We start from the raw sequence: 19,494 nt of genomic DNA on the forward strand, positions 1-19,494 counted from the left end.
CCCCCAGGCGGCAAGGTCGGCTTGAAATGGTCAGAGTCCCGCCAAATTCAAGCCGGGCGACGTCAAACTATTGGTGAATTTCGCCTCGACCGTTATTGCGGGCATGGTCCGGCAGAGGACGGGAACAGCTTTGAGCATTACCACCGATAGTTTGCGCGCACGCGCCGCGGGTACGTTTTGGCTGCGGCTGGCGGCGGTGGCTCTGCCCCTCCTCATGATCGCGCCCGCATTCTGGAACGGCTATCCGCTGTTGCAATGGGACACCGGCGGCTATCTGGCGCGCTGGTATGAGGGCTACCTCGTCCCCAGCCGCTCCACCGTCTTCGGCCTCTACCTGCATTATGGCGAAGGTTTCGGCTTCTGGATCAACCTCGCGGTCCAGTCGCTGGCGACGCTGTGGCTGATCCAGCTCACACTGCGCGTCCTTGGATTGATGCAGACATTCCGCTTCGTCTCGATCAGCCTGCTGCTGATCCTGTCGACGGCGCTGCCCTGGCTCGCCAGCATGCTGCTGACCGACATCTTTGCAGGGCTGTCGATCCTGTCGCTGTTTCTCCTCATCATCGGGGGCAGCCGCATCTCGGGGCTGGAGAAAGCCTCGCTGTTCGTCTTCACCGCCTTCGCCGCCGCGACGCACAGCGCCACGCTCGGCGTGCTGCTTGGACTCTGCGCCGTCGGCTGGATGGCGCGACCGTTGCTCGGGCGTCGTCTTTCGATTGCCGGACTGACCCAGGCGAGCCTTACGATCGTCGTGGGCGCCTTGATGCTGGTGTCGGCCAACCATGCGCTGTCGGGCAAATGGGCCTGGACGCCCGGCGGCTACGGCGTCGCCTTCGGCCGCATGATGCAGGACGGCATCGTCGCGCGCTTTCTCAACGATCATTGCCCGCGCGAAAACTTCAAGCTCTGTCCCTACCGCAACGAATTGCCGGCGACCGCCGACGAATTCCTGTGGGGCAACAGCATGTTCAACACGCTCGGCCGCTTCGAAGGCCTGAACGACGAGATGGGCACCATCGTCGTGCGATCGCTCGGCGACTATCCGGCCTGGCAGGCCGGAGCGGCGCTGCGGGCGATGGGCCAGCAATTGCTGCATGTGGCGACCGGCGAAGGCGCCAGTGTCTGGATCCCTCACACCTACGGCATCATCGAGCGCTACATCCCGGCGCAGGTCGCGCCGATGCGCGCGGCCCGCCAGCAGAATTGGGGCCTCAATTTCGACTACGTCAACTGGCTGCACGTCCCGGTCGCGCTGGTCTCGATGCTGGGACTACTGGCGCTGCTCGGACATGCGCTGGCCAACAGGAGGCTCGACGATCTGACGTTGCTGGCGGCGACCGTGACGCTGGCCTTGCTCGGCAACGCCTTCATCTGCGGCGTGATCTCGGGCCCGCACGACCGTTACGGCGCGCGCATGGTGTGGGTTGCGACCTTCGTGGTGCTGATGGCGCTGTTTCGATCGATCGGTGACGACGAGCCGGCGGACGAAACTTCAGCCGCGGCGTGACAGGAAGTCGAGCACGCCTGATTTGTAGACCTTGTCGCCGACCGCGCGCATGTGATCGCGGCCCGGGATATCCAGCACTTCCGAGCCGGGAATGATGGCGCCCAGCGCGCTGGCCGAGCCCGCGACGTCATCGGTCGAACCGACCGCGATCAGCACGGGCACGTCGATCCGCGCGGCCTCGTCCCTCGTCATGAGATCGCGCGTGCCGCGGAGGCAGGCCGCGAGCGCACGGCGATCGGAACGGGTCTGATCGGCAAACGCACGAAATGTGCGGCCGACGGGATCAGTGACGTCATCAAGCGAAGGCGCTTCCAGCGCCTTGGCGACGGTTTCGCCCGGACCGGTGCCCTCGATCAGGCCACCGATGCCGATGCCGCCGAGAATTGCCGAGCGCAGGCGCTGCGGCTCGTTCAGCCCGAGCCAGGCCGTCATCCGCCCGCCCATCGAATAGCCCATGAGGTCGGCCTGCGGGATGGCGAGATGATCCATCAGCGCGAGCACGTCGCCCGCCATGGTGGGGATCGAGTACTGCGCGGGCTCGTAGAGCTTTGCGCTTTCGCCATGGCCGCGATTATCCAGCGCGATGACGCGGCGGCCGTTCTTGCGCAGCTCGGAGACCCAGGTCGGATAGACCCAGTTCACGTTCTTGCTCGAGGCAAAGCCGTGCACCAGGATGATCGGATCGCCCTCGCCTTCGTCGAGATAGGCAATTTCAACGGCGCCGTTGTGAAAGCTCGGCATCAGCAGTTCCGGACTGTTGTGGGGAAGGATTGATCTTAGGCCGTCGCGGCCCGACTGGCCAGAGCGGCCTCGGCGGCGGCCTGCGCCCGGCGGAGCCGTTTGGCCCGTCTGCGATCGCACCAGGCCTGCGTCAGGCGCTCGGTGGTCGCCTTGATCGAGGACAACAGGCCGAACAGCGTCAGGGCCGCACCCAACAGCCAGAGCGTGAGATCGAACGCGCCGCCGACCAGCAGCAGCGCGCCGCGGCCGAGCAGCTTCATGATGGCGCGCGTCTTGCCGCCTTGCGCTTCAGCAAGCCGCGCTGCGCGCGCGACGTCCTTCGGTCCTTCGGCGATGCGCAGCGTATCCATCGCGCCGCGCGTGCCGGTCTTCTCGGCCACGCGCGTGACGTCCTTGCCGAGCCGCACCAGCGCGCCGGCCTTCTCGACGCGGAACGCGGCCTTGATTGCGCTCATGGTCTCACCGGGGCGGAACACCGAACCCTTGGCGACGGCATTCTGAAGCATCGGCGCGTCGACCAGTTCACGCGCCGACCGCCCGGCCCATGCGGCGAGACCTTCGCCGAGCCGTCCGACCTTGCGGGCATCCTTCACCAGCGTCAGCCCGGCGCGAACAGGCGCGGCGCCGCCGGCGGACACGTAGGTCACCGCCGTCACCGCGAGGCCCGCGGTGGCAAGGCCGAGCACGAGGCGATCGGTGTCCTCGCCCATGGCGAGATGCTTGCCTTCGCGCACGACGTCCCTGATGTCGCCGATCACGAAGAGATCGCCGGCGACCGTCCCCGACAGGCTCGCGACATCGTCGGCATTGCCGGTGACGAGCCCGGCGGCGAAACGCCTGGCGAAATGCGAGGAGGAGTTTTCGGTTTTGACGGCATCGCCGACACGGCTCAGGAGATCGTCGGGCAGCGCGATGTTGCGGTCACGCGCGAGCGCGACAAAGCTGTCGGCGAGATCGGCATCGCCCGCCGCGAGCGCGGCCTCGATATTGTCTTGAACCAGGCGGTCGTTCTGCGCGAGGGCCGCATCGAGCTTGAGTTCGGAGAGCGCCGCCGGATCATCCTGGGCGGCGAGAACCGCGCCGGCCTCGCGGGCATGCGGTGCTACCTGCGCGAGCACGAGGCTGCATGCAGCAATCCCCGCCAATGCTGAGCTGATTCGCAGCCACTTCATGCTGAAAGCCTGGACATTCGCAGATCACTTGCGCGCGTCATTCGCGCCCGATGGTTCGTCTTTCGTCGCAATTTGCGTGTCCACAGACATAGTATGCCAAATTTGCGACACAACGTCCCCGACGAAAGAAGGGCTTCTCTGAGGCGACAAGATTGTGTCGAATTTACATGAGCAAATGAGCATGGGGCAATTGCGAACCTTTCAGTTCCGCCGGGCTAGCAATCAACTGCACCCATCAGTATGGTCCGCGGCGTTGAAAATATGCTGCGTCACCGCTGATTGTGTCTGCCGCCATTGCCACTCCAGGATGAACTACGATGTCCGACCATGTCGTCCCGCACTTCCATAACGATGCCGGTGTCCCCGTCATCGAGATCGGCTCGAAAGAGTTCATGTGCGTCGGCGCCAATCCTCCGTTCGACCATCCGCACGTGTTCCTGGACCTCGGCAACGACAACGAGATCATCTGCCCTTACTGCTCGACGCTGTACCGCTTCGCCGCCGACCTGAAGGCGGGCGAAGCCCGTCCGCCGGAATGCGTCTTGAAGGACAAGGTGGCCTGACCGTTCCCTCCGGTCAGGGGTGGCGCTCCCACGAACGATCGTCATTGCTGGTGCCGGAATCGGAGGACTGACGGCTGCGCTTGCGCTGGCCGGGCGCGGTTTCCGCATCGTCTTGCTGGAAAAGGCCGAGCGGCTCGAGGATATCGGCGCCGGCCTGCAACTTTCCCCGAATGCCAGCCGCGTGCTGGTCGAGCTCGGCCTGACGGAACGGCTGAAGCTGCGCGCTGTCGTGCCGGACGCACTCTCGATCATGAGCGCCCGCGCCGGCGGCGAACTGCTGCGGATGCCGCTCGGCGAGGCCGCCGCCAACCGTGCCGGTGCGCCCTATTGGGTGGTGCACCGGGCCGACCTGCAATCGGCGCTGTCAGGCGCGGTTGCGGACCATCCCGACATCGATCTGAAACTGGGCGCAACGTTCGAGGATGTCGCGCCCCATGCCAAGGGACTGACGGTGGTCCACCGCAGCGGGACGATCCGCCGCAGCGATCTCGCCAGCGCCCTGATCGGCGCCGACGGGATCTGGTCGACGGTCCGCCAGCATCTGTTCCCCGAGGTGCAGCCGCGCTTCTCCGGGTTGATCGCCTGGCGCGGCACGCTGGATGCCACGCAACTGCCGAAGGATTTTACGGCGCGGCGGGTGCAGCTCTGGATGGGTCCGAACGCGCATCTGGTCGCCTATCCCATCGCGGGCGGCCGCCAGCTCAACGTGGTGGCGGTGTTGCCGGGCACCTGGAACAGGCCGGGCTGGAGCACGCCGGGCGATCCCCTCGAGGTGATGGAAGCCTTCGCCGCGCCACGCTGGCCGCCGACCGCGCGGATGATGCTGGCCTCCGTCGACAGCTGGCGCAAATGGGCGCTGTTCGGCGTGCCCGACGGCTGCCCCTGGAGCAAGGGTCCGGTCGCGCTGCTCGGCGATGCCGTGCACGCGATGCTGCCGTTCGCGGCGCAAGGCGCGGGCATGGCGATCGAGGACGCCGCCGTGCTGGCCCGGCAACTGAGCCTCGAGGCCGCCGAGGACGCAAGCAGCGTTGCGGCGGCATTGAAGCAGTATGGCCTGATACGTCAGGCCCGTGTCAGGAAGGTCCAGCGCACTGCGCGACAGCAGGGCCGCATCTATCATCTCGGCGGCCCCCTCGCGATCGCGCGCGATCTTGCGATCCGCGCGCTCGGGCCCGAGCGCATGCTGGCGCGGCAGGACTGGATCTACGGCTGGCGTCCGTGACGCGCTGGCCGCAGCCGCCTAGCGCTTCGGGGCTGGCTTGATATCCGGCCGCTGCGGCGTAGCGGACGCCGGCGCCGCATCAGGCGGCGTTTCCCGGCACCTGTTGCGACGCCAGGCATCTTCGGCGAGTTGCGCCGAGCCGCGCACCGCGACGTAATCGTTACGATAGGCGAGCTCGGACACGACGGCACCGCCGGTCCCGGTCTGCGCCTTGTCCATCAGCGCCTGCAACCCCGCGGTGCGCGCCGCGAGCGCCTTGCGCTCCGCCTCGAGCTGCTTGCAGTCGTACAATTCGTATTTGGCAGGATCGGCAAAGGCCGGGGCGATCGTCTCGCTCACGCCGGCGCAGCCGGACAGCGCAGAGCCGGCCGCGACCAGCGCGGCAACCACGCAACAGGCGCGGACGGAAGAGGAAGGCGAAGCAGGCATGCGCAGAAAAATAGTCCCCGTGAATTGAGATTGCCTAAAGCAGGACCAGATGTCCGGATTGAGGCTTTGCCTTGTGTCGCCGGCTCGCTTAAGGAAGAACCCCTGTCCGGCCCACACGCGCCAATTCGAGACGGCCGGACGTGACTTAAGTGTTTGATCTCGTTGGATCAAGCGGGCATGGCGGAATTGGTAGACGCAAGGGACTTAAAATCCCTCGGTGCGCAAGCGCTGTGCCGGTTCGACCCCGGCTGCCCGCACCACCTGCCTCGGCGCGACCGACTGCGCCCACAGCATGATCCAGAAGCACATCAGCGCCACCGCGAGCTGAACGAAGCTGTCTCCGACCGGTAGTCCCGCGAGCGAGATTACAGCCGGGACGGCGACGCCGATGGCCAGGACGGCCGCGAGGGCTGCGGCCGGGAGATCGACGATGAGGATGGCGCCGTAGAGTGCCGGCTCGAAGAAGGCATATTCCTTCAGACGCGGCGCGCAGAGATAGAGCGCGACCATCGCCAGGGCGGTGATGCGCAGAGCTTCGCGCCGATGGTCGATCAGCCAGCGATCCAGCCGTGCGGGGAAACCGACATCGGTGCGCGCTGGTCCGCCGACCATGCGCAGCACGACAAGAGCGAGCGGCGCAAGCACCAGCACCACTGCCGCGAGCGCGTAAGTCGCGAACACGACCGGCTTGCTGCCGCCGAGCCCGACATGGTCGAGTGTGCCTTGCGCCAGCAACAGCAGCGACGGGGTGGTGTCCACCACATAGATCGAATGCTGATCGGGAATCTGCCCCCTCATCGCGAGCAGCCAGCTCGAAAACAGATCGGGATAGAGCACCATCGAGAGCAGGACAGGCAGCACCAGGCCTGCGGCCGCGGCCGCGATCAGGCCGATCTTTTGCCCCCGCGGCAGCGGCAGGAAATACAGCGCGGCCAGCACCGGGCTGTACACCAGCTTAAACGAGGCGACGAGGCCGAGCAGCGCAGCGCCGACGATGCGCAGCCGGAAGCTTCGATCGTCGTCGATATCAGGCGCAGGGAAACGAAGCAGCAGTGCCAGCGCAGCGGCGCTGAGCGTGCCGCTCATGATGGTGAAATTGCCGGAGGCCGAGACCCATTCGAAGCCGACGAAGGCGCCGAGCGCCCAGAGCACCCTGAGCACAATCTCGCGCGAGCCGCCGCGGTCGCGGCCGAGCCCGGGCAGCAACAGGCCGCACAGCATGGCGAGCAGCAGAAACACGCCGCGGTAATGACCGACGAGAAAGCCGCCCGCGCAGAGCGGACGGAACGCGTCGAGCGTCACCGGCAGATAGGGATAAGAGAGTTTTGTGCCCTTCAGGTTTTTCACAAAATAAGGATCGAGCCCGTCGACATGCGCATCGACCGCCGCGCAATTGACGCGCACGTCCCAGCCGTATTTCACATCGAGCGTGAGGTCGCTGAGGAGATTGCCGAGCACCAGCAGCGCCACCAGCGCGACCAGGCAATCGAGCCAGATCTTTCTCGTCGTGCCGAAACCGCCCGACGGTCCCGACCATCGTGCTGGAGCTGAGACGTCAGACACGAGCGGATACCTTGTTTGGCGCGGACCTGGAGCCGCCAACGCGGCGCGACCGCCGCACAATGCTCACGATGCGTTTCCGTTTCGTCTCGGGGAGCGCGCGCAACGGCCATATGGTGAATCCCTGGTTGCTTCAGCCCGTGGTCGCGGAGCTGCGGCAACCTCACAAGGTCTTGTCCGTCCCCAGCCCCGCCGGACAGCCATCCCAAAACATGGGTTGTGCGATGCAACATAGACCTTAAATATCGCGCCTGAAATCAGAGGTGAGCTGCTTGTCCGACGTCAATGCTGACGACTGGGTGTCCTCGGGACACCGCCCCATGGGTTTTCCCGAATTCGTTATCGTGATCGCGTCCATCATGGCGCTGAATCCGCTTGCGATGGACATGATGCTGCCCGCGCTGCCCAATATCGGGGCGGCCTTCGGCATTCCCAACGCCAACCATCTCCAGCTCGTGCTGTCGACCTTCCTGATCGGCTTCGGCGCCGGCCAGTTCATCATGGGCCCGTTGTCGGACCGGTTCGGACGCCGGCCGGTGCTGCTCGGCGGCATGGCTGTTTATGCGGTGGCGAGCGTGCTCGCGGTCGCCGCGCCCACCTTCGAGACGCTGCTGCTCGCCCGCGCGCTGCAGGGCCTCGGCACGTCGGCGACGCGCGTGATCGCGACCTCGATCGTGCGCGACTGTTATGCCGGCCGCCGCATGGCGAGCGTGATGTCGCTTGCCATGATGATCTTCATCGCAGTGCCGGTGATCGCGCCCTCGTTCGGACAGGCCGTGCTGCTGGTCACGCAATGGCGCGGCATCTTCGTCGTGCTGATGCTCTACGGCATCATCGCGCTGGCATGGAGCGTGTGGCGCCTTCCGGAAACACTGCCGGAGACGGAGCGCAGGTCGCTCGCGCCCGCCGACGTGCTCTCGGCCTTCCGCCAGACCGTCACCAACCGCCAGACCATCGGCTATGCAACGGCCGCCGGCGCCGTCATGGGCGCGCTGTTCGCCTTCGTCTTCTGCGCGCAGCAGGTGTTCACCGGCATCTATCATCTCGGCCGCTATTTCCCGCTCGCCTTCGCCGCGATCGCGGCCGGCACCGCCGTCGCAGGCTTCCTCAACGCGAAGCTGGTCGGACGCCTCGGCATGCGCGTGATCTCGCATGGCGCATTGACGCTGTACGCGGTGGTCGCAGGCGTGATGCTGCTGGCCGAGATCCTCGGTGTGCTGCCGCTGCCCCTGTTCATGGTGCTGTCGGCGCTGATGATGTTCTCGTTCGGCATGATGGTCGCGAACTTCACCGCGCTCGCGATGGAGCCGCAGGGGCACATCGCCGGCACCGCCTCCTCGCTCTACGGCTCGATCACGACGCTGATCGGCATCGTGGTCGGCACCGCGATCGGGCAGAGCTTCGACGGCACGCTGCTGCCGTTCTCGGTCGGCTTCTTCCTGTCGACGCTTGCGGCGCTCGCGATCGTGCTCGTGGTCGAGAAGGGTCGGCTGTTCAAGCCGCATCATCGCCCGATCGTGTGAGGAACTTCGAGGTCGTCTCGATGTTGTCCTGCAGCAATTCGAGAGGCCTCAATGGAACCACAGCACCGCGACGAAGCTCACAAGTCCGACCGTCAGCAGAGCGAACGGTCGGCATCGACCGCCGAGCACGCCGTCGTTAATCCGCCTTTTGCGAGCGAAGGACTCGAGCAGGTCCGCGACAGCCACTGCTGACGCGCCGCCCCCGGCCTTCGCCGAAACAGGAATGACAAAAGGCAACGGCGCCGCTGATGACAGCGGCGCCGTTGTCATTTCAGGGGCGAAAGGTGCCGCATGGACCCTTCGCCTGTTCCGACATGTCTTACTCCGACTTGTCGATGTTCCAGAAGATCGGGGTCGCCGGACCGTCGAGCACGCCGGTGAGCGACTTCCGCCACGCGCTCGGCGACAGGTACTGACCGAGCGGAATGTAGATCACCTGGTCATAGGCTTCCTTCTGGATCTCGGTCGCGATCTTCTTCTGATCGTCGAGCGAGGCGGCATGGACGAAGTCGTCCTTGAGCTTCTCGATCTTGGCGTCTTCCGCCCAGCCGAACCAGCCACCCTTCTTGCCCTGGCCGCCGATCGAGAGATTCGAGATCGGATTGGACACGTCGGCGCTGACCCAGTTGGTGAAGAACATGTTCCAGCCGCCCTCTTTCGGGGGCTTCTGGCTGGCTCTGCGGCTCACCACCGTCTGCCAGTCGGTCGCCTGCGCATCGACCTTGAAGCCGGCCTCACGAAGCAGCTGCACCGCAACGGTCGGCTGCGCCTTCAGCGTCACGACGTCACCGGGCACCATGACGACGACCGGCGTGCCGTCATAACCTGACTCGGCGAGCAGCTTCTTGGCTTCCGCCATGCCGTTGCCCTTGACCAGCGATTCGGAACCGACGTCGGTCGCGAACGGCGTGTCGCAGATGAAAAAGGCGCCGCAGATCTTGTAGTATTTGGGATTGCCGACCAGCGCGTCGAGCACGTCCTTCTGGTTCATCGCCAGGAGCGCGGCGCGGCGGATCTTCGGATTGTCGAAGGGCGGGAAGAGGAAGTTCATGCGGCCGAGCGTCTGGAAGCCGAACTTGTTCAGCGTATCGACCTTGAGGTCGGAGTTACCCTCGAGGATCGGCAGCAGATCCCACGGCGGCACTTCCATGAAGTCGATGTCGCCCGATTGCAGCGCGTTCACCGCCGTCTGCGAGTCCGGCATGGTGATCCACTCGACGCGGTCGACCTTCACAACCTTGCCGCCGGCAGTCCAGCTCGCCGGCTCCTTGCGCGGCACGTAGTCGGTGTTCTTGACGTACACCGCCTTCACGCCGGGCTGGAATTCGGCCTGCACGAACTTGAACGGACCGGATCCGATCTGCTCGGGAATCTGCTTGTCCGGCGGCGTCTCGGCGAGACGCTTCGGCATCATGAAGGCCACGCGCGAGGACGGCTTGCCGATCGAGTCCAGCACGAGGCCGTAGGGCTCCTTCAGCTTCAGCGTGATCGTCTTGGCATCGGTCGGCTCGATGCTCGACACGAACCGCATCATCTGCTGGCCCATGCCGTCGACGGCGGCCCAGCGCTTCAGCGAGGCGACGCAGTCCTCGGCGGTGACGGGCGCGCCGTCATGCCACTTCAGACCGTCGCGCAGCGTGAAGGTGTAGGTGAGCTTGTCGTCGGAGATCTTCCAGTCCGCCATCTGCGGCTGGATCTTGAAGTTCGAATCCGTCGCGATCAGCGTGTCGTAGACCATGTAGCCATGGTCACGCGTGATGTAGGCGGTGGTGAAGATCGGATCGATGATGCGCAGATCCGAATGCATCACCGCTGTGATGGTCTTTCCGGCTGCGAACACCGGCGAGGCCATCGCCGTCGCAAGCGCGACGACCGACAGCGCGAGGATGGAGGCGAACGCGCGACGCCCCCGGCGCATCAAGCTCAACATAGAAAGTTTCTCCTGACGTGAAACTGTTCAAAGGCAGACGATTGGTTGAGCATCAGGCTCGTTCCTTGGGCGAACTAACCTCATGCAATGCCTTTATCTTTCGAGACTTGCAGACAGTCTTGAGCGCGTCAATCCGGTTTCGGTGCAGCCCATGGCATCGCACGCACGGGCTCCACAAAGATCGGTTTGGCACTACAGTTCTCTCCGCTCGTCCTGCCGGCGCTGATGCAATGCGCGTTCCATCTTTCGAAGCTTGAGAGACATTGAGATGAATCCAGCCAATCTTCCCTTTGATTCCGAGGCCATGCTCGAAGGCCTGCGCACCTGGGTGGAATGCGAAAGCCCGACCTGGGACGCCGATGCGGTCAACCGCATGCTCGATATCGCAGCGCGGGATATGGCCATCATGGGTGCGACCATCGAGCGCATCGCCGGCCGCCAGGGCTTTGGCGGCGTCATCCGCGCGCGCTTTCCACACCCGAAGCAAGGCGAGCCTGGCATCCTGATCGCCGGGCACATGGATACCGTGCACCCGGTCGGCACCATCGAGAAGCTGAAATGGCGACGCGAGGGCAATAAGTGTTACGGCCCCGGCATCTACGACATGAAGGGCGGCAACTATCTCTCGCTGGAAGCGATCCGGCAACTTGCGCGCGCGTCCTTCACCACGCCCCTGCCGATCACCATCCTGTTCACGCCCGACGAGGAAGTCGGCACGCCCTCGACGCGCGATATCATCGAGGCCGAAGCGGCGCGCAACAAATATGTGCTGGTGCCCGAGCCCGGCCGCGCCGACAACGGCGTCACCACCGGACGTTACGCCATCGCGCGCTTCAATTTGGAGGCGACGGGACGGCCGAGCCATGCCGGCGCGACTTTGTCCGCGGGTCGCTCGGCGATCCGCGAAATTGCGCGGCAAATTCTTGCGATCGACGCGATGACGACGGAGGACTGCACGTTCTCGGTCGGCGTTGTGCATGGTGGCCAATGGGTCAACTGCGTTGCCACGACGGCCACCGGCGAAGCGCTGTCGATGGCGAAGCGCCAAGCCGATCTCGACCGCGGCGTCGAGCGGATGCTCGCACTGTCGGGCACGGCGAATGACGTGACCTTCAAGGTGACGCGCGGGGTCACCCGTCCGGTGTGGGAGCCGGATGCCGGCACGATGGCGCTGTATGAAAAGGCGCGCGACATCGCAAAATCTCTCGGCGCGGAATTACCGCATGCGAGCTCGGGTGGCGGCTCCGACGGCAATTTCACCGGCGCAATGGGCATCCCGACACTCGACGGCCTCGGCGTGCGCGGCGGCAATGGCCACACGCTCGAGGAGTTCATCGAGATCGACAGCCTGGTCGCGCGAGGTCGCCTGATGGCGGGTTTGCTTGCGACGCTGGAGTAAATCGAAACAGCTTCGCACTGCACAATGCGCTGGCAGCTGAGGTTGAATTTTTGGCCTTGTCTGTAAATCAGGCGCATCGTACTGCTCGATGGTCCACGCGACGATGCGGGAGAGATCGCAACGAAAGCACTCAGCTTTCGTTGCGGCGCCGACGGAGCAACCGCCCCGGAAACTCTCAGGCAAAAGGACTGTATCGTCAGGACGATCTGGAGAGAGGCGGCACGATTGCAGAGATCGTTGTCGTCCACCGAAGGGGATAGTCCGAGGCAGACCTTCCGAGGTCCGCGTCGGGTCAAGCTCTCAGGTAACCGTGACAGATGGGGCGCCGCCAACGGCTTTCGGGCCGGCGGTCAGCCGTCTCTAACTTGCGGGAGCCCGACCTCATCATGACTCATGTCGCCATCATCGACGCCACCGACGCTGCGCGAGGATCATTGCGGCGGCATCTACGCGTCGGATGCGACCGTTGATATCCACAAGTTCGCACGCGGGCCGGCAGAGGCCTGCAAGTGTTGCGGCGCGACGTTCGTCCATAGCGCGTCAAGATCGCTCGGGTGAAGGGCTAATCGATCACGGTGCAGCCTCCACGCTTCGGCGCGAACTTGCGGTTGAGCACGAGCCAAGCCGTGCAACCTGAGTGGTTCCAAATCACTGCGAAGCGGCCCCTTGCGACCGCCCTGCCCTTGGCACACAATTTGCCCCGGGAGGACGGCTCTCCGGCCGGCTCTTCCAGCCTAAGTGACAGGCGCGCATGATAGACACGACCGAATCCACGGGCGCCTCTCGGCCCGATACATTCCGCAGCCGGAGATAGGTGCATGCTAGGTTATCTCATTCGCCGCGTTCTCGCCGCTGTGCCCGTGATGGGCGTCGTTGCGCTGTTCGTATTCCTGCTGCTGCGGCTGACGCCCGGCGATCCCGCTGCGATCCTCGCCGGCGACAATGCGACGGTGGAACGGCTGGAACGCATCCGCACCTCGCTCGGCCTCAACGAGCCCCTCATCGTGCAGTTCGTCACCTGGGTGAACAAGCTGCTGCACGGCGATCTCGGCACGTCGCTGATCTCGAACCTGCCGGTCATGAAGATGATCGGCCAGCGCATCGAGCCGTCGATCTCGATCGCGCTGTCGACCATCATTCTCTCCGTCATCGTCGCCGTGCCGCTCGGCGTCATTGCCGCCTGGAAGCACGGCACCTGGATCGACCGTTTCGTGATGGGTCTCTCGGTGCTCGGATTCTCGGTGCCGGTGTTCGTGGTCGGGTACGTCCTGATCGAGGTGTTTGCGATCGACCTGCGCTGGCTGCCGGTGCAGGGCTTCAAGAGCATCTCGGCCGGCTTCGGACCGTTCTTCGAGCGCATCATTCTGCCGACCTGCGCGCTCTCCTTCATCTACGTCGCGTTGATCGCGCGCATGACGCGCGCGGCCATGCTCGACGTGCTCGGCGAAGACTACGTGCGAACGGCGCGCGCCAAGGGCATCAACGAGGTCGCGGTGATGATGCGGCATGCGCTGCGCAATGCCGCCGTGCCCGTGATCACCGTGATCGGAACCGGCTTTGCGCTGCTGATCTCCGGCGTCGTCGTCACCGAAAGCGTGTTCAACATCCCGGGCATCGGCCGCCTCACCGTGGATGCGGTGCTGGCGCGCGACTACCCGGTGATCCAGGCGATGATCCTGCTGACCTCGCTGATCTACGTCGTCGTCAATCTCCTGATCGACGTCGCCTACACGCTGCTCGACCCCCGTATCCGGTACTGAGGCAAGGAAGAATACCAATGACGGTCGATAGCCTTCCCCAGTCCTCCATTCCGATCACGTCGCCGCTGCGGCCACGCTTCGGATTCCTCACCGCGACGCCGATCATCGCCGCGGCCACGATTCTGCTCGCGCTGATCGTGGTGATCTCGATCCTTGCGCCGCTGATCGCGCCGCATGATCCGGTCCAGCTTGCACCGTCGCAGCGCCTCAAGCCGGCGTCGGCGCAATTCCTGCTCGGCACCGACGCCTATGGCCGTGACCTGTTGTCGCGCGTCATCTATGGCGGCCGCATCTCGCTGCTGATCGGAATCGGCTCGGCGATCTTCTCGGTCGTCATCGGCCTCGCGATCGGCCTCGCCTCCGGCTTCTTCAAGCTGATCGATTCCGTGCTGATGCGCGTCATGGACGGCCTGATGGCGATGCCCAGCATTTTGCTCGCCATCGCAGTGGTGTCGCTGTCCGGCGCCAGCATCTGGACCGTGCTGATCGCGATCACCATTCCTGAAGTCCCGCGCGTGGCGCGCCTGGTGCGCTCGGTCGTGTTGTCGGCGCGTGAGGAGCCTTATGTGGAAGCGGCGATCTCGGTCGGCTCGTCCCTGCCCAAGATCATGTGGCGGCATCTGATGCCGAACACGATCGCGCCGCTGATCGTCCAGGGCACCTATGTCTGCGCGTCCGCGATCCTCACCGAAGCCATCCTGTCGTTCCTCGGCGCCGGCATCTCGCCGGAGACGCCGACCTGGGGCAACATCATGGCCGAAGGCCGGCAGTACTTTCAGCTCAAGCCGACACTGATCTTCTGGCCGGGCCTGCTGCTCTCGATCGCCATTCTCAGCATCAACCTGATCGGCGACGCCGCCCGCGACGCACTCGATCCCCGCATGAAGCAGCGGGAGGGGAAGTGATTTGTCGCGCCGACCTAGCCCCTTGTTCCGTCATTGCGGGCGAAGCGAAGCAATCCAGTCTGCATCCGCGGAAAGATTTCTGGATTGCTTCGTCGCTACAGCGCAAAATTGCTTTGCAATTTTGTCGCGAGCTTCCTCGCAATGACGACGGAGTGACCCGATGAGCAACATCGTTCTCGACATCAACAACCTCGTCGTGTCCATCGGCAGGAAGCCGGGTGGAGCAAAGATCATCGACGGCATCTCGATCCAGGTACGCGAAGGCGAGACGATGTGCCTCGTCGGCGAAAGCGGCTCGGGGAAGTCGGTGACCTCGCTCACCACGATGGGGCTGCTGCCGAAGGGCACGCTGGTTCCGACCGGCGGCAGCGTCAAACTCGTGGGCGAGGAGATCCTCACCGCGACCGATCGCCGCCTGCGCCAGCTGCGCGCGACCCGGATGGCGATGATCTTCCAGGAGCCGATGACTGCACTCAATCCGGTGGTGCCGGTCGGACGCCAGATCGACGAGGTCCTCCGCGCCCACACCAAGCTCGACGGCAAGGCACGGAAGAAGCGCATCCTCGACATGATGGAGCAGGTCCACCTGCCGCAGGTCGAACGCATCTTCGCCTCCTACCCGCACCGCCTCTCTGGCGGCCAGCGCCAGCGCATCATGATCGCGATGGCGCTGGTGCTCGAACCTAAGCTGCTAATTGCCGATGAGCCGACCACCGCGCTCGACGTCACCACACAAAAGCAGATCCTGTCGCTCATCCGCGAGCTCCAGCGCGATCACGGCACCGCCGTGCTGTTCATCACCCATGACATGGGTGTGGTCGCCGAGATCGCCGACCGGGTCGCGGTGATGCGGCAGGGCCGCCTGGTCGAAACCGGCCCGCTCGAAACCGTGCTGCGCAACCCGACGATGGAATACACCCGCAATCTGCTCGCCTCGGTGCCGAGCCTGGTACCGCGCGCGCCGCGTGAGGAGAGCCAGGAGCCGGTGGTGCTGGAGACCAACGACCTCGGCAAGGTCTACAAGGAGCGAGCGTTCTTCGGCAAAGGCCGCGAGGTCGTCGCCGCCGACAAGGTGACGCTGACGCTGCGCAAGGGCCGCACGCTCGGCATCGTCGGCGAAAGCGGCTCCGGCAAGTCGACGGTCGCGCGCTGCATCGTGCGCCTGATCGACCCGACCTCCGGTGGCGTGCGCCTGTCCGGCCGCGAAATCTCCGACATCTCGCGTCGCCTGCTGCAGCCGCACCGGCAGAAGATCCAGATCGTGTTCCAGGATCCCTACCGCTCGCTGAACCCGCGCATCACCGTCGGCGAAAGCATCGCGGAAGGCCCGATCAATTACGGCGTCTCGCACGCCGCCGCGATGAAGCGCGCGCGCGAGCTGCTCGAACTTGTCGGCCTGCCGGCCGACGCGGTCTCGCGCTATCCGCACCAGTTCTCCGGCGGCCAGCGCCAGCGCATCGCCATCGCGCGCGCGCTCGCGCTCGATCCGGACGTGCTGGTCGCGGACGAAGCAGTCTCCGCGCTCGACGTCTCGGTGCAGGCGCAGGTGCTGGAACTGCTCGACGAGATCCAGAAGCGGCTCGGCATCGCCATCCTGTTCATCACGCACGATCTGCGCGTCGCCGCGCAAATCTGCGACGAGGTCGTGGTGATGCAGCACGGCCGCGTCGTCGAACAGGGCCCGGCCGCCGAGGTGCTGACGCACCCGCAGCAGGCGTACACGAAGGCGCTTCTGGACGCAGCGCCTGGGCGCAACTGGGATTTTGCGAACTTCCGGCCGGTGTCGGAGGGCTTGGGGGCGACGCTGTAGCAAAACTCTCCGCTGTCGTCCCGGCGAACGCCGGGATCCATACCGCGGAATTTATCGATTGCGTGCGGCGCTAATCCCGAACGACCAGCCCTCGCCAAACTCCTCCCTGGGGTTACGGGTCCCGGCGTTCGCCGGGACGACACCGAGAGTGTTGAAGCGGCGCTCACAAAGCCATCGCAGCATTCCCAAAACGATCTGACCCTATGCGCGGCGCGAGTGCATCCCGCCTTGCCCTCGCCGCGGGGCCAAGGCTAACGTCCTACCCTCTTGTTCACCGGACCGGAATTGATGACACGTATCGCCGTCGGCGGCTTCCTGCACGAGACCAACACCTTCGCTCCGACGAAGGCGACATTCGCGGACTTCCAGCACGGCGGCGGCTGGCCGGCGATGACTGTAGGGCCTGATGTGCTGAAGGTGATGCGGCGCATCAATGTCGGGCTGGCCGGTTTCGTCGACAGCGCCGAAGCCAACGGCTGGGAACTGGTTCCGACCATTGCCTGCGGTGCAAGCCCGTCGGCGCACGTCACCAGGGACGCTTTCGAGCGCATCGTGAAAGTGATGGTGGACGGCATCGCAGCCGCCGGCCCGATCGATGCCGTCTATCTCGACCTGCATGGCGCCATGGTGACCGAGCATCTCGACGACGGCGAAGGCGAGATCCTGGCGCGCGTACGCCGCGTCATCGGCAAGGATACTCCGCTGGTCGCAAGCCTCGACCTGCACGCCAACGTCACGCCCGCTATGATGGAACATGCGGACGCGCTGATCGCCTACCGCACCTATCCGCACGTCGACATGGCCGAGACCGGCCGGGCCTCGGCCAAGCATCTCGCCCTTCTCCTGAAGACGAAGCAACGCTTCGCAAAGTCGTTCCGGCAGATACCGTTCCTGATCGCGATCAGCTGGCAATGCACCAACGACTTTCCGACCAAGGGCATCTACGAGAAGCTCGCGGCACTGGAGAGCGACGCGGTTCCGACACTGTCCTTTGCGCCCGGCTTCCCCGCTGCCGATTTCCGCGATTGCGGGCCGAGCGTGTTCGCCTATGGCAAGACGCAGGCCGACGCCGACCGCGCCGCCGATGCCATCGTCAAGCTGATCGAGAGCCACGAGGACGATTTCGACGGCAAGATCTGGACGCCCGATGACGGCGTGCGCCACGCCATGGAACTCTCGAAGCGCGCGAGCAAGCCGATCATCATCGCCGACACCCAGGACAATCCCGGTGCCGGCGGCGATTCCGACACCACAGGCATGCTGCGCGCACTTGTCCGTAACAAGGCGAGTGCTGCGACTGGCGCGATCTACGATCCGGAATCCGCCAAGGCCGCGCATGCGGCCGGCATCGGCGCCACCATCACGCTCTCGCTCGGCGGCAAATCGGGCATTCCCGGCGACGAGCCCTATACCGAGACCTTCGTCGTCGAAAGACTCTCGGACGGCCGCTTCATCGCACCCGGCCCCTATTATGGCGGCCGCGAGATGGAGATGGGTCCGTCCGCGTGTCTTCGTATCGGCGATGTCCGCATCGTCGTCTCCTCACACAAGGCGCAGCTCGCGGACCAGGCGATGTATCGCTATGTCGGCATCGAGCCGACGAAAGAAAAAATTCTGGTCAACAAGAGCTCGGTGCATTTCCGCGCCGATTTCGAGCCGATCGCGGAAAAGCTGATGATCTGCGCCGCGCCCGGCGCGATGCCGGCCGACACCGCGTCACTGCCCTGGACGCGGCTGCGTCCAGGCATCCGCATCAAGCCGAACGGCCCCGTTTTCAACCCTCCATCACGCTAACCGGACAGGACACATGCCCACCATTGACCGCATCGACGGCTACGCCGACGAACTCACCGCTATCCGCCGCGACCTCCACGCTCATCCCGAGATCGGCTTCGAGGAAGTCCGCACCTCCGGCATCGTCGCCGACAAGCTGAAGGGCTGGGGCATCGAGGTGCATCGCGGCCTCGGCGGCACCGGCGTGATCGGCGTCATCAAGGGCAAGGGCTCGGGCGGCAAGCGCATCGGCTTGCGCGCCGACATGGACGCGCTGCCGATGGAAGAGAACACCAATCTGAAATGGAGCTCGAAAATCCCCGGCCGCTTCCACGGCTGCGGTCACGACGGCCACACCACGATGCTGCTCGGCACCGCGCGTTACCTCGCCGAGACCAGGAACTTCGACGGCACTGTGCACCTGATCTTCCAGCCGGCCGAGGAAGGCCTTGGCGGCGCCCGCGCCATGATCAAGGACGGCCTGTTCGAGAAATTCCCCTGCGACGAGCTCTACGGCCTGCACAACGCGCCCGACCTCAACCACGGCGAGATCGCGATCCTGCCCGGCCCGGCGATGGCCAGCGCCGACTTCTTCGACCTCCGCATCACCGGCTATGGCGCGCATGGCGCGATGCCCGAGCGCTCCAAGGACGCGGTCGTGATCGCGACCACGCTCGCGCAGGCGATCCAGACCATCGTCAGCCGCAACGTCGAGCCGCTTCAGGCTGCGGTGGTGTCGATCACCCAGATCCACGCGGGCTCCGCCTACAACGTCATTCCCGGCGACGCACATCTTTGCGGCACCATCCGCACCTTCTCGAAAGAAGTCCGCACCCTCGTCAGCGAACGCATGCGCGCCATCTGCGCCGGCATCGCCAGCGCCTATCAGTGCGTGATCGATGTCGACATCCGCGACACTTTCAATGTGCTGGTCAACCAGGTCGAGCAGTCCAAGGTGGTCGAGGACGTCGCGCGCACCATCGTCAATCCCGCCAACGTGATCACGCGTACCCAGCCGAAGATGGGCAGCGAGGATTTCGCCGACATGCTGGAGACCATTCCCGGCGCCTATTTCTGGGTCGGCCATGACGGCTCGGTGCCCGTGCACAACCCGGGCTTCGTGCTCGACGACAAGATCCTGCCGATCGGCGCCAGCATGTTCGCCCGGATCATCGAAACCCGCATGCCGGTGGGCTAGCA

General features: G+C 65.0%; 15 protein-coding genes, 1 tRNA gene and 2 riboswitches. Of the genes, 12 read left to right on the forward strand and 4 right to left on the reverse strand.

Annotation, left to right across the window (positions count from 1 at the left end):
* Window positions 1–130 precede the first annotated feature (130 nt).
* Window positions 131–1,507, forward strand: a complete 1,377-nt coding sequence (locus JQ631_RS27190; RefSeq protein WP_212331889.1) for a hypothetical protein — start codon at window positions 131–133, stop codon at window positions 1,505–1,507.
* Here JQ631_RS27190 and JQ631_RS27195 read toward each other — a convergent pair.
* Window positions 1,493–2,248, reverse strand: coding sequence for an alpha/beta fold hydrolase (locus tag JQ631_RS27195; protein WP_212331912.1), 756 nt, complete (start codon window positions 2,246–2,248; stop codon window positions 1,493–1,495). The genes JQ631_RS27190 and JQ631_RS27195 overlap by 15 nt on opposite strands.
* Window positions 2,249–2,283: 35 nt before the next feature.
* A complete protein-coding gene (locus tag JQ631_RS27200; protein ID WP_212331924.1) occupies window positions 2,284–3,420 on the reverse strand; it encodes a hypothetical protein in 1,137 nt (378 codons plus the stop codon).
* A 317-nt stretch (window positions 3,421–3,737) separates the two neighbouring features.
* Between JQ631_RS27200 and JQ631_RS27205 the strand changes: the two genes are divergently transcribed.
* Both JQ631_RS27205 and JQ631_RS27210 read left to right on the forward strand, forming a co-directional pair.
* On the forward strand, window positions 3,738–3,983 hold the full coding sequence (locus JQ631_RS27205; protein ID WP_194403017.1) for a zinc-finger domain-containing protein: 246 nt from the start codon (window positions 3,738–3,740) through the stop codon (window positions 3,981–3,983).
* Between the two features lie 19 nt (window positions 3,984–4,002).
* Complete coding sequence (locus tag JQ631_RS27210) at window positions 4,003–5,205, forward strand: FAD-dependent monooxygenase (RefSeq protein ID WP_212331926.1); 1,203 nt, start codon at window positions 4,003–4,005, stop codon at window positions 5,203–5,205.
* 18 nt (window positions 5,206–5,223) lie between these two features.
* Here JQ631_RS27210 and JQ631_RS27215 read toward each other — a convergent pair whose 3' ends face one another.
* Complete coding sequence (locus JQ631_RS27215) at window positions 5,224–5,634, reverse strand: twin-arginine translocation pathway signal (protein ID WP_212331930.1); 411 nt, start codon at window positions 5,632–5,634, stop codon at window positions 5,224–5,226.
* Between the two features lie 171 nt (window positions 5,635–5,805).
* On the opposite strand from JQ631_RS27215, the gene JQ631_RS27220 reads away from it, so the two are divergent.
* The 3 genes from JQ631_RS27220 to JQ631_RS27230 all read left to right on the forward strand — a co-directional run bounded on the left by JQ631_RS27220 (window position 5,806) and on the right by JQ631_RS27230 (window position 8,717).
* Window positions 5,806–5,894, forward strand: a tRNA-Leu gene (locus JQ631_RS27220).
* 283 nt (window positions 5,895–6,177) lie between these two features.
* A complete protein-coding gene (locus JQ631_RS27225; RefSeq protein WP_212331933.1) occupies window positions 6,178–7,185 on the forward strand; it encodes a hypothetical protein in 1,008 nt (335 codons plus the stop codon).
* Window positions 7,186–7,466: 281 nt separating this feature from the next.
* Entirely contained in the window at window positions 7,467–8,717 is a 1,251-nt protein-coding gene (locus JQ631_RS27230) for a multidrug effflux MFS transporter (RefSeq protein WP_212331936.1), read from the forward strand.
* A gap of 319 nt (window positions 8,718–9,036) precedes the next feature.
* Here the strand turns inward: JQ631_RS27230 and JQ631_RS27235 are convergent, their stop codons facing one another.
* A complete protein-coding gene (locus tag JQ631_RS27235) occupies window positions 9,037–10,647 on the reverse strand; it encodes an ABC transporter substrate-binding protein (protein ID WP_212331939.1) in 1,611 nt (536 codons plus the stop codon).
* Window positions 10,648–10,915: 268 nt separating this feature from the next.
* Between JQ631_RS27235 and JQ631_RS27240 the strand changes: the two genes are divergently transcribed.
* From JQ631_RS27240 to JQ631_RS27265, 6 genes are all read left to right on the forward strand, one after another.
* Window positions 10,916–12,046, forward strand: a complete 1,131-nt coding sequence (locus JQ631_RS27240) for a M20/M25/M40 family metallo-hydrolase (protein WP_212331942.1) — start codon at window positions 10,916–10,918, stop codon at window positions 12,044–12,046.
* Between the two features lie 96 nt (window positions 12,047–12,142).
* Window positions 12,143–12,247, forward strand: a riboswitch (glycine riboswitch).
* A 3-nt stretch (window positions 12,248–12,250) separates the two neighbouring features.
* A riboswitch (glycine riboswitch) is annotated at window positions 12,251–12,365 on the forward strand.
* 499 nt (window positions 12,366–12,864) lie between these two features.
* Window positions 12,865–13,806 (forward strand): ABC transporter permease, encoded by a 942-nt coding sequence (locus JQ631_RS27245; protein ID WP_212331945.1) that lies wholly within the window; start codon window positions 12,865–12,867, stop codon window positions 13,804–13,806.
* 17 nt (window positions 13,807–13,823) lie between these two features.
* Window positions 13,824–14,711 carry an ABC transporter permease gene (locus JQ631_RS27250; protein ID WP_212331948.1) on the forward strand — a complete coding sequence of 296 codons (888 nt, stop codon included), beginning with the start codon at window positions 13,824–13,826 and terminating at the stop codon, window positions 14,709–14,711.
* Window positions 14,712–14,871: 160 nt separating this feature from the next.
* A complete protein-coding gene (locus JQ631_RS27255; RefSeq protein ID WP_212331951.1) occupies window positions 14,872–16,521 on the forward strand; it encodes an ABC transporter ATP-binding protein in 1,650 nt (549 codons plus the stop codon).
* A gap of 288 nt (window positions 16,522–16,809) precedes the next feature.
* On the forward strand, window positions 16,810–18,315 hold the full coding sequence (locus tag JQ631_RS27260; RefSeq protein WP_212331954.1) for a M81 family metallopeptidase: 1,506 nt from the start codon (window positions 16,810–16,812) through the stop codon (window positions 18,313–18,315).
* A gap of 13 nt (window positions 18,316–18,328) precedes the next feature.
* Window positions 18,329–19,492, forward strand: a complete 1,164-nt coding sequence (locus JQ631_RS27265; RefSeq protein ID WP_212331957.1) for a M20 aminoacylase family protein — start codon at window positions 18,329–18,331, stop codon at window positions 19,490–19,492.
* The last annotated feature ends 2 nt before the right edge of the window (window positions 19,493–19,494 follow it).

Source organism: Bradyrhizobium manausense, assembly GCF_018131105.1.
Taxonomy (GTDB): Bacteria; Pseudomonadota; Alphaproteobacteria; order Rhizobiales; family Xanthobacteraceae; genus Bradyrhizobium; species Bradyrhizobium manausense_B.

Bases quoted from the DNA above. Each gene is read 5' to 3' on its own strand.
- JQ631_RS27265 (WP_212331957.1), top strand. From the start codon at position 18,329: ATGCCCACCATTGACCGCATCGACGGCTACGCCGACGAACTCACCGCT.
- JQ631_RS27235 (WP_212331939.1), bottom strand. From the start codon at position 10,647: ATGTTGAGCTTGATGCGCCGGGGGCGTCGCGCGTTCGCCTCCATCCTC.
- JQ631_RS27205 (WP_194403017.1), top strand. From the start codon at position 3,738: ATGTCCGACCATGTCGTCCCGCACTTCCATAACGATGCCGGTGTCCCC.
- JQ631_RS27245 (WP_212331945.1), top strand. From the start codon at position 12,865: ATGCTAGGTTATCTCATTCGCCGCGTTCTCGCCGCTGTGCCCGTGATG.
- JQ631_RS27240 (WP_212331942.1), top strand. From the start codon at position 10,916: ATGAATCCAGCCAATCTTCCCTTTGATTCCGAGGCCATGCTCGAAGGC.
- JQ631_RS27255 (WP_212331951.1), top strand. From the start codon at position 14,872: ATGAGCAACATCGTTCTCGACATCAACAACCTCGTCGTGTCCATCGGC.
- JQ631_RS27200 (WP_212331924.1), bottom strand. From the start codon at position 3,420: ATGAAGTGGCTGCGAATCAGCTCAGCATTGGCGGGGATTGCTGCATGC.
- JQ631_RS27215 (WP_212331930.1), bottom strand. From the start codon at position 5,634: ATGCCTGCTTCGCCTTCCTCTTCCGTCCGCGCCTGTTGCGTGGTTGCC.
- JQ631_RS27260 (WP_212331954.1), top strand. From the start codon at position 16,810: ATGACACGTATCGCCGTCGGCGGCTTCCTGCACGAGACCAACACCTTC.
- JQ631_RS27195 (WP_212331912.1), bottom strand. From the start codon at position 2,248: ATGCCGAGCTTTCACAACGGCGCCGTTGAAATTGCCTATCTCGACGAA.
- JQ631_RS27225 (WP_212331933.1), top strand. From the start codon at position 6,178: ATGGTCGATCAGCCAGCGATCCAGCCGTGCGGGGAAACCGACATCGGT.
- JQ631_RS27250 (WP_212331948.1), top strand. From the start codon at position 13,824: ATGACGGTCGATAGCCTTCCCCAGTCCTCCATTCCGATCACGTCGCCG.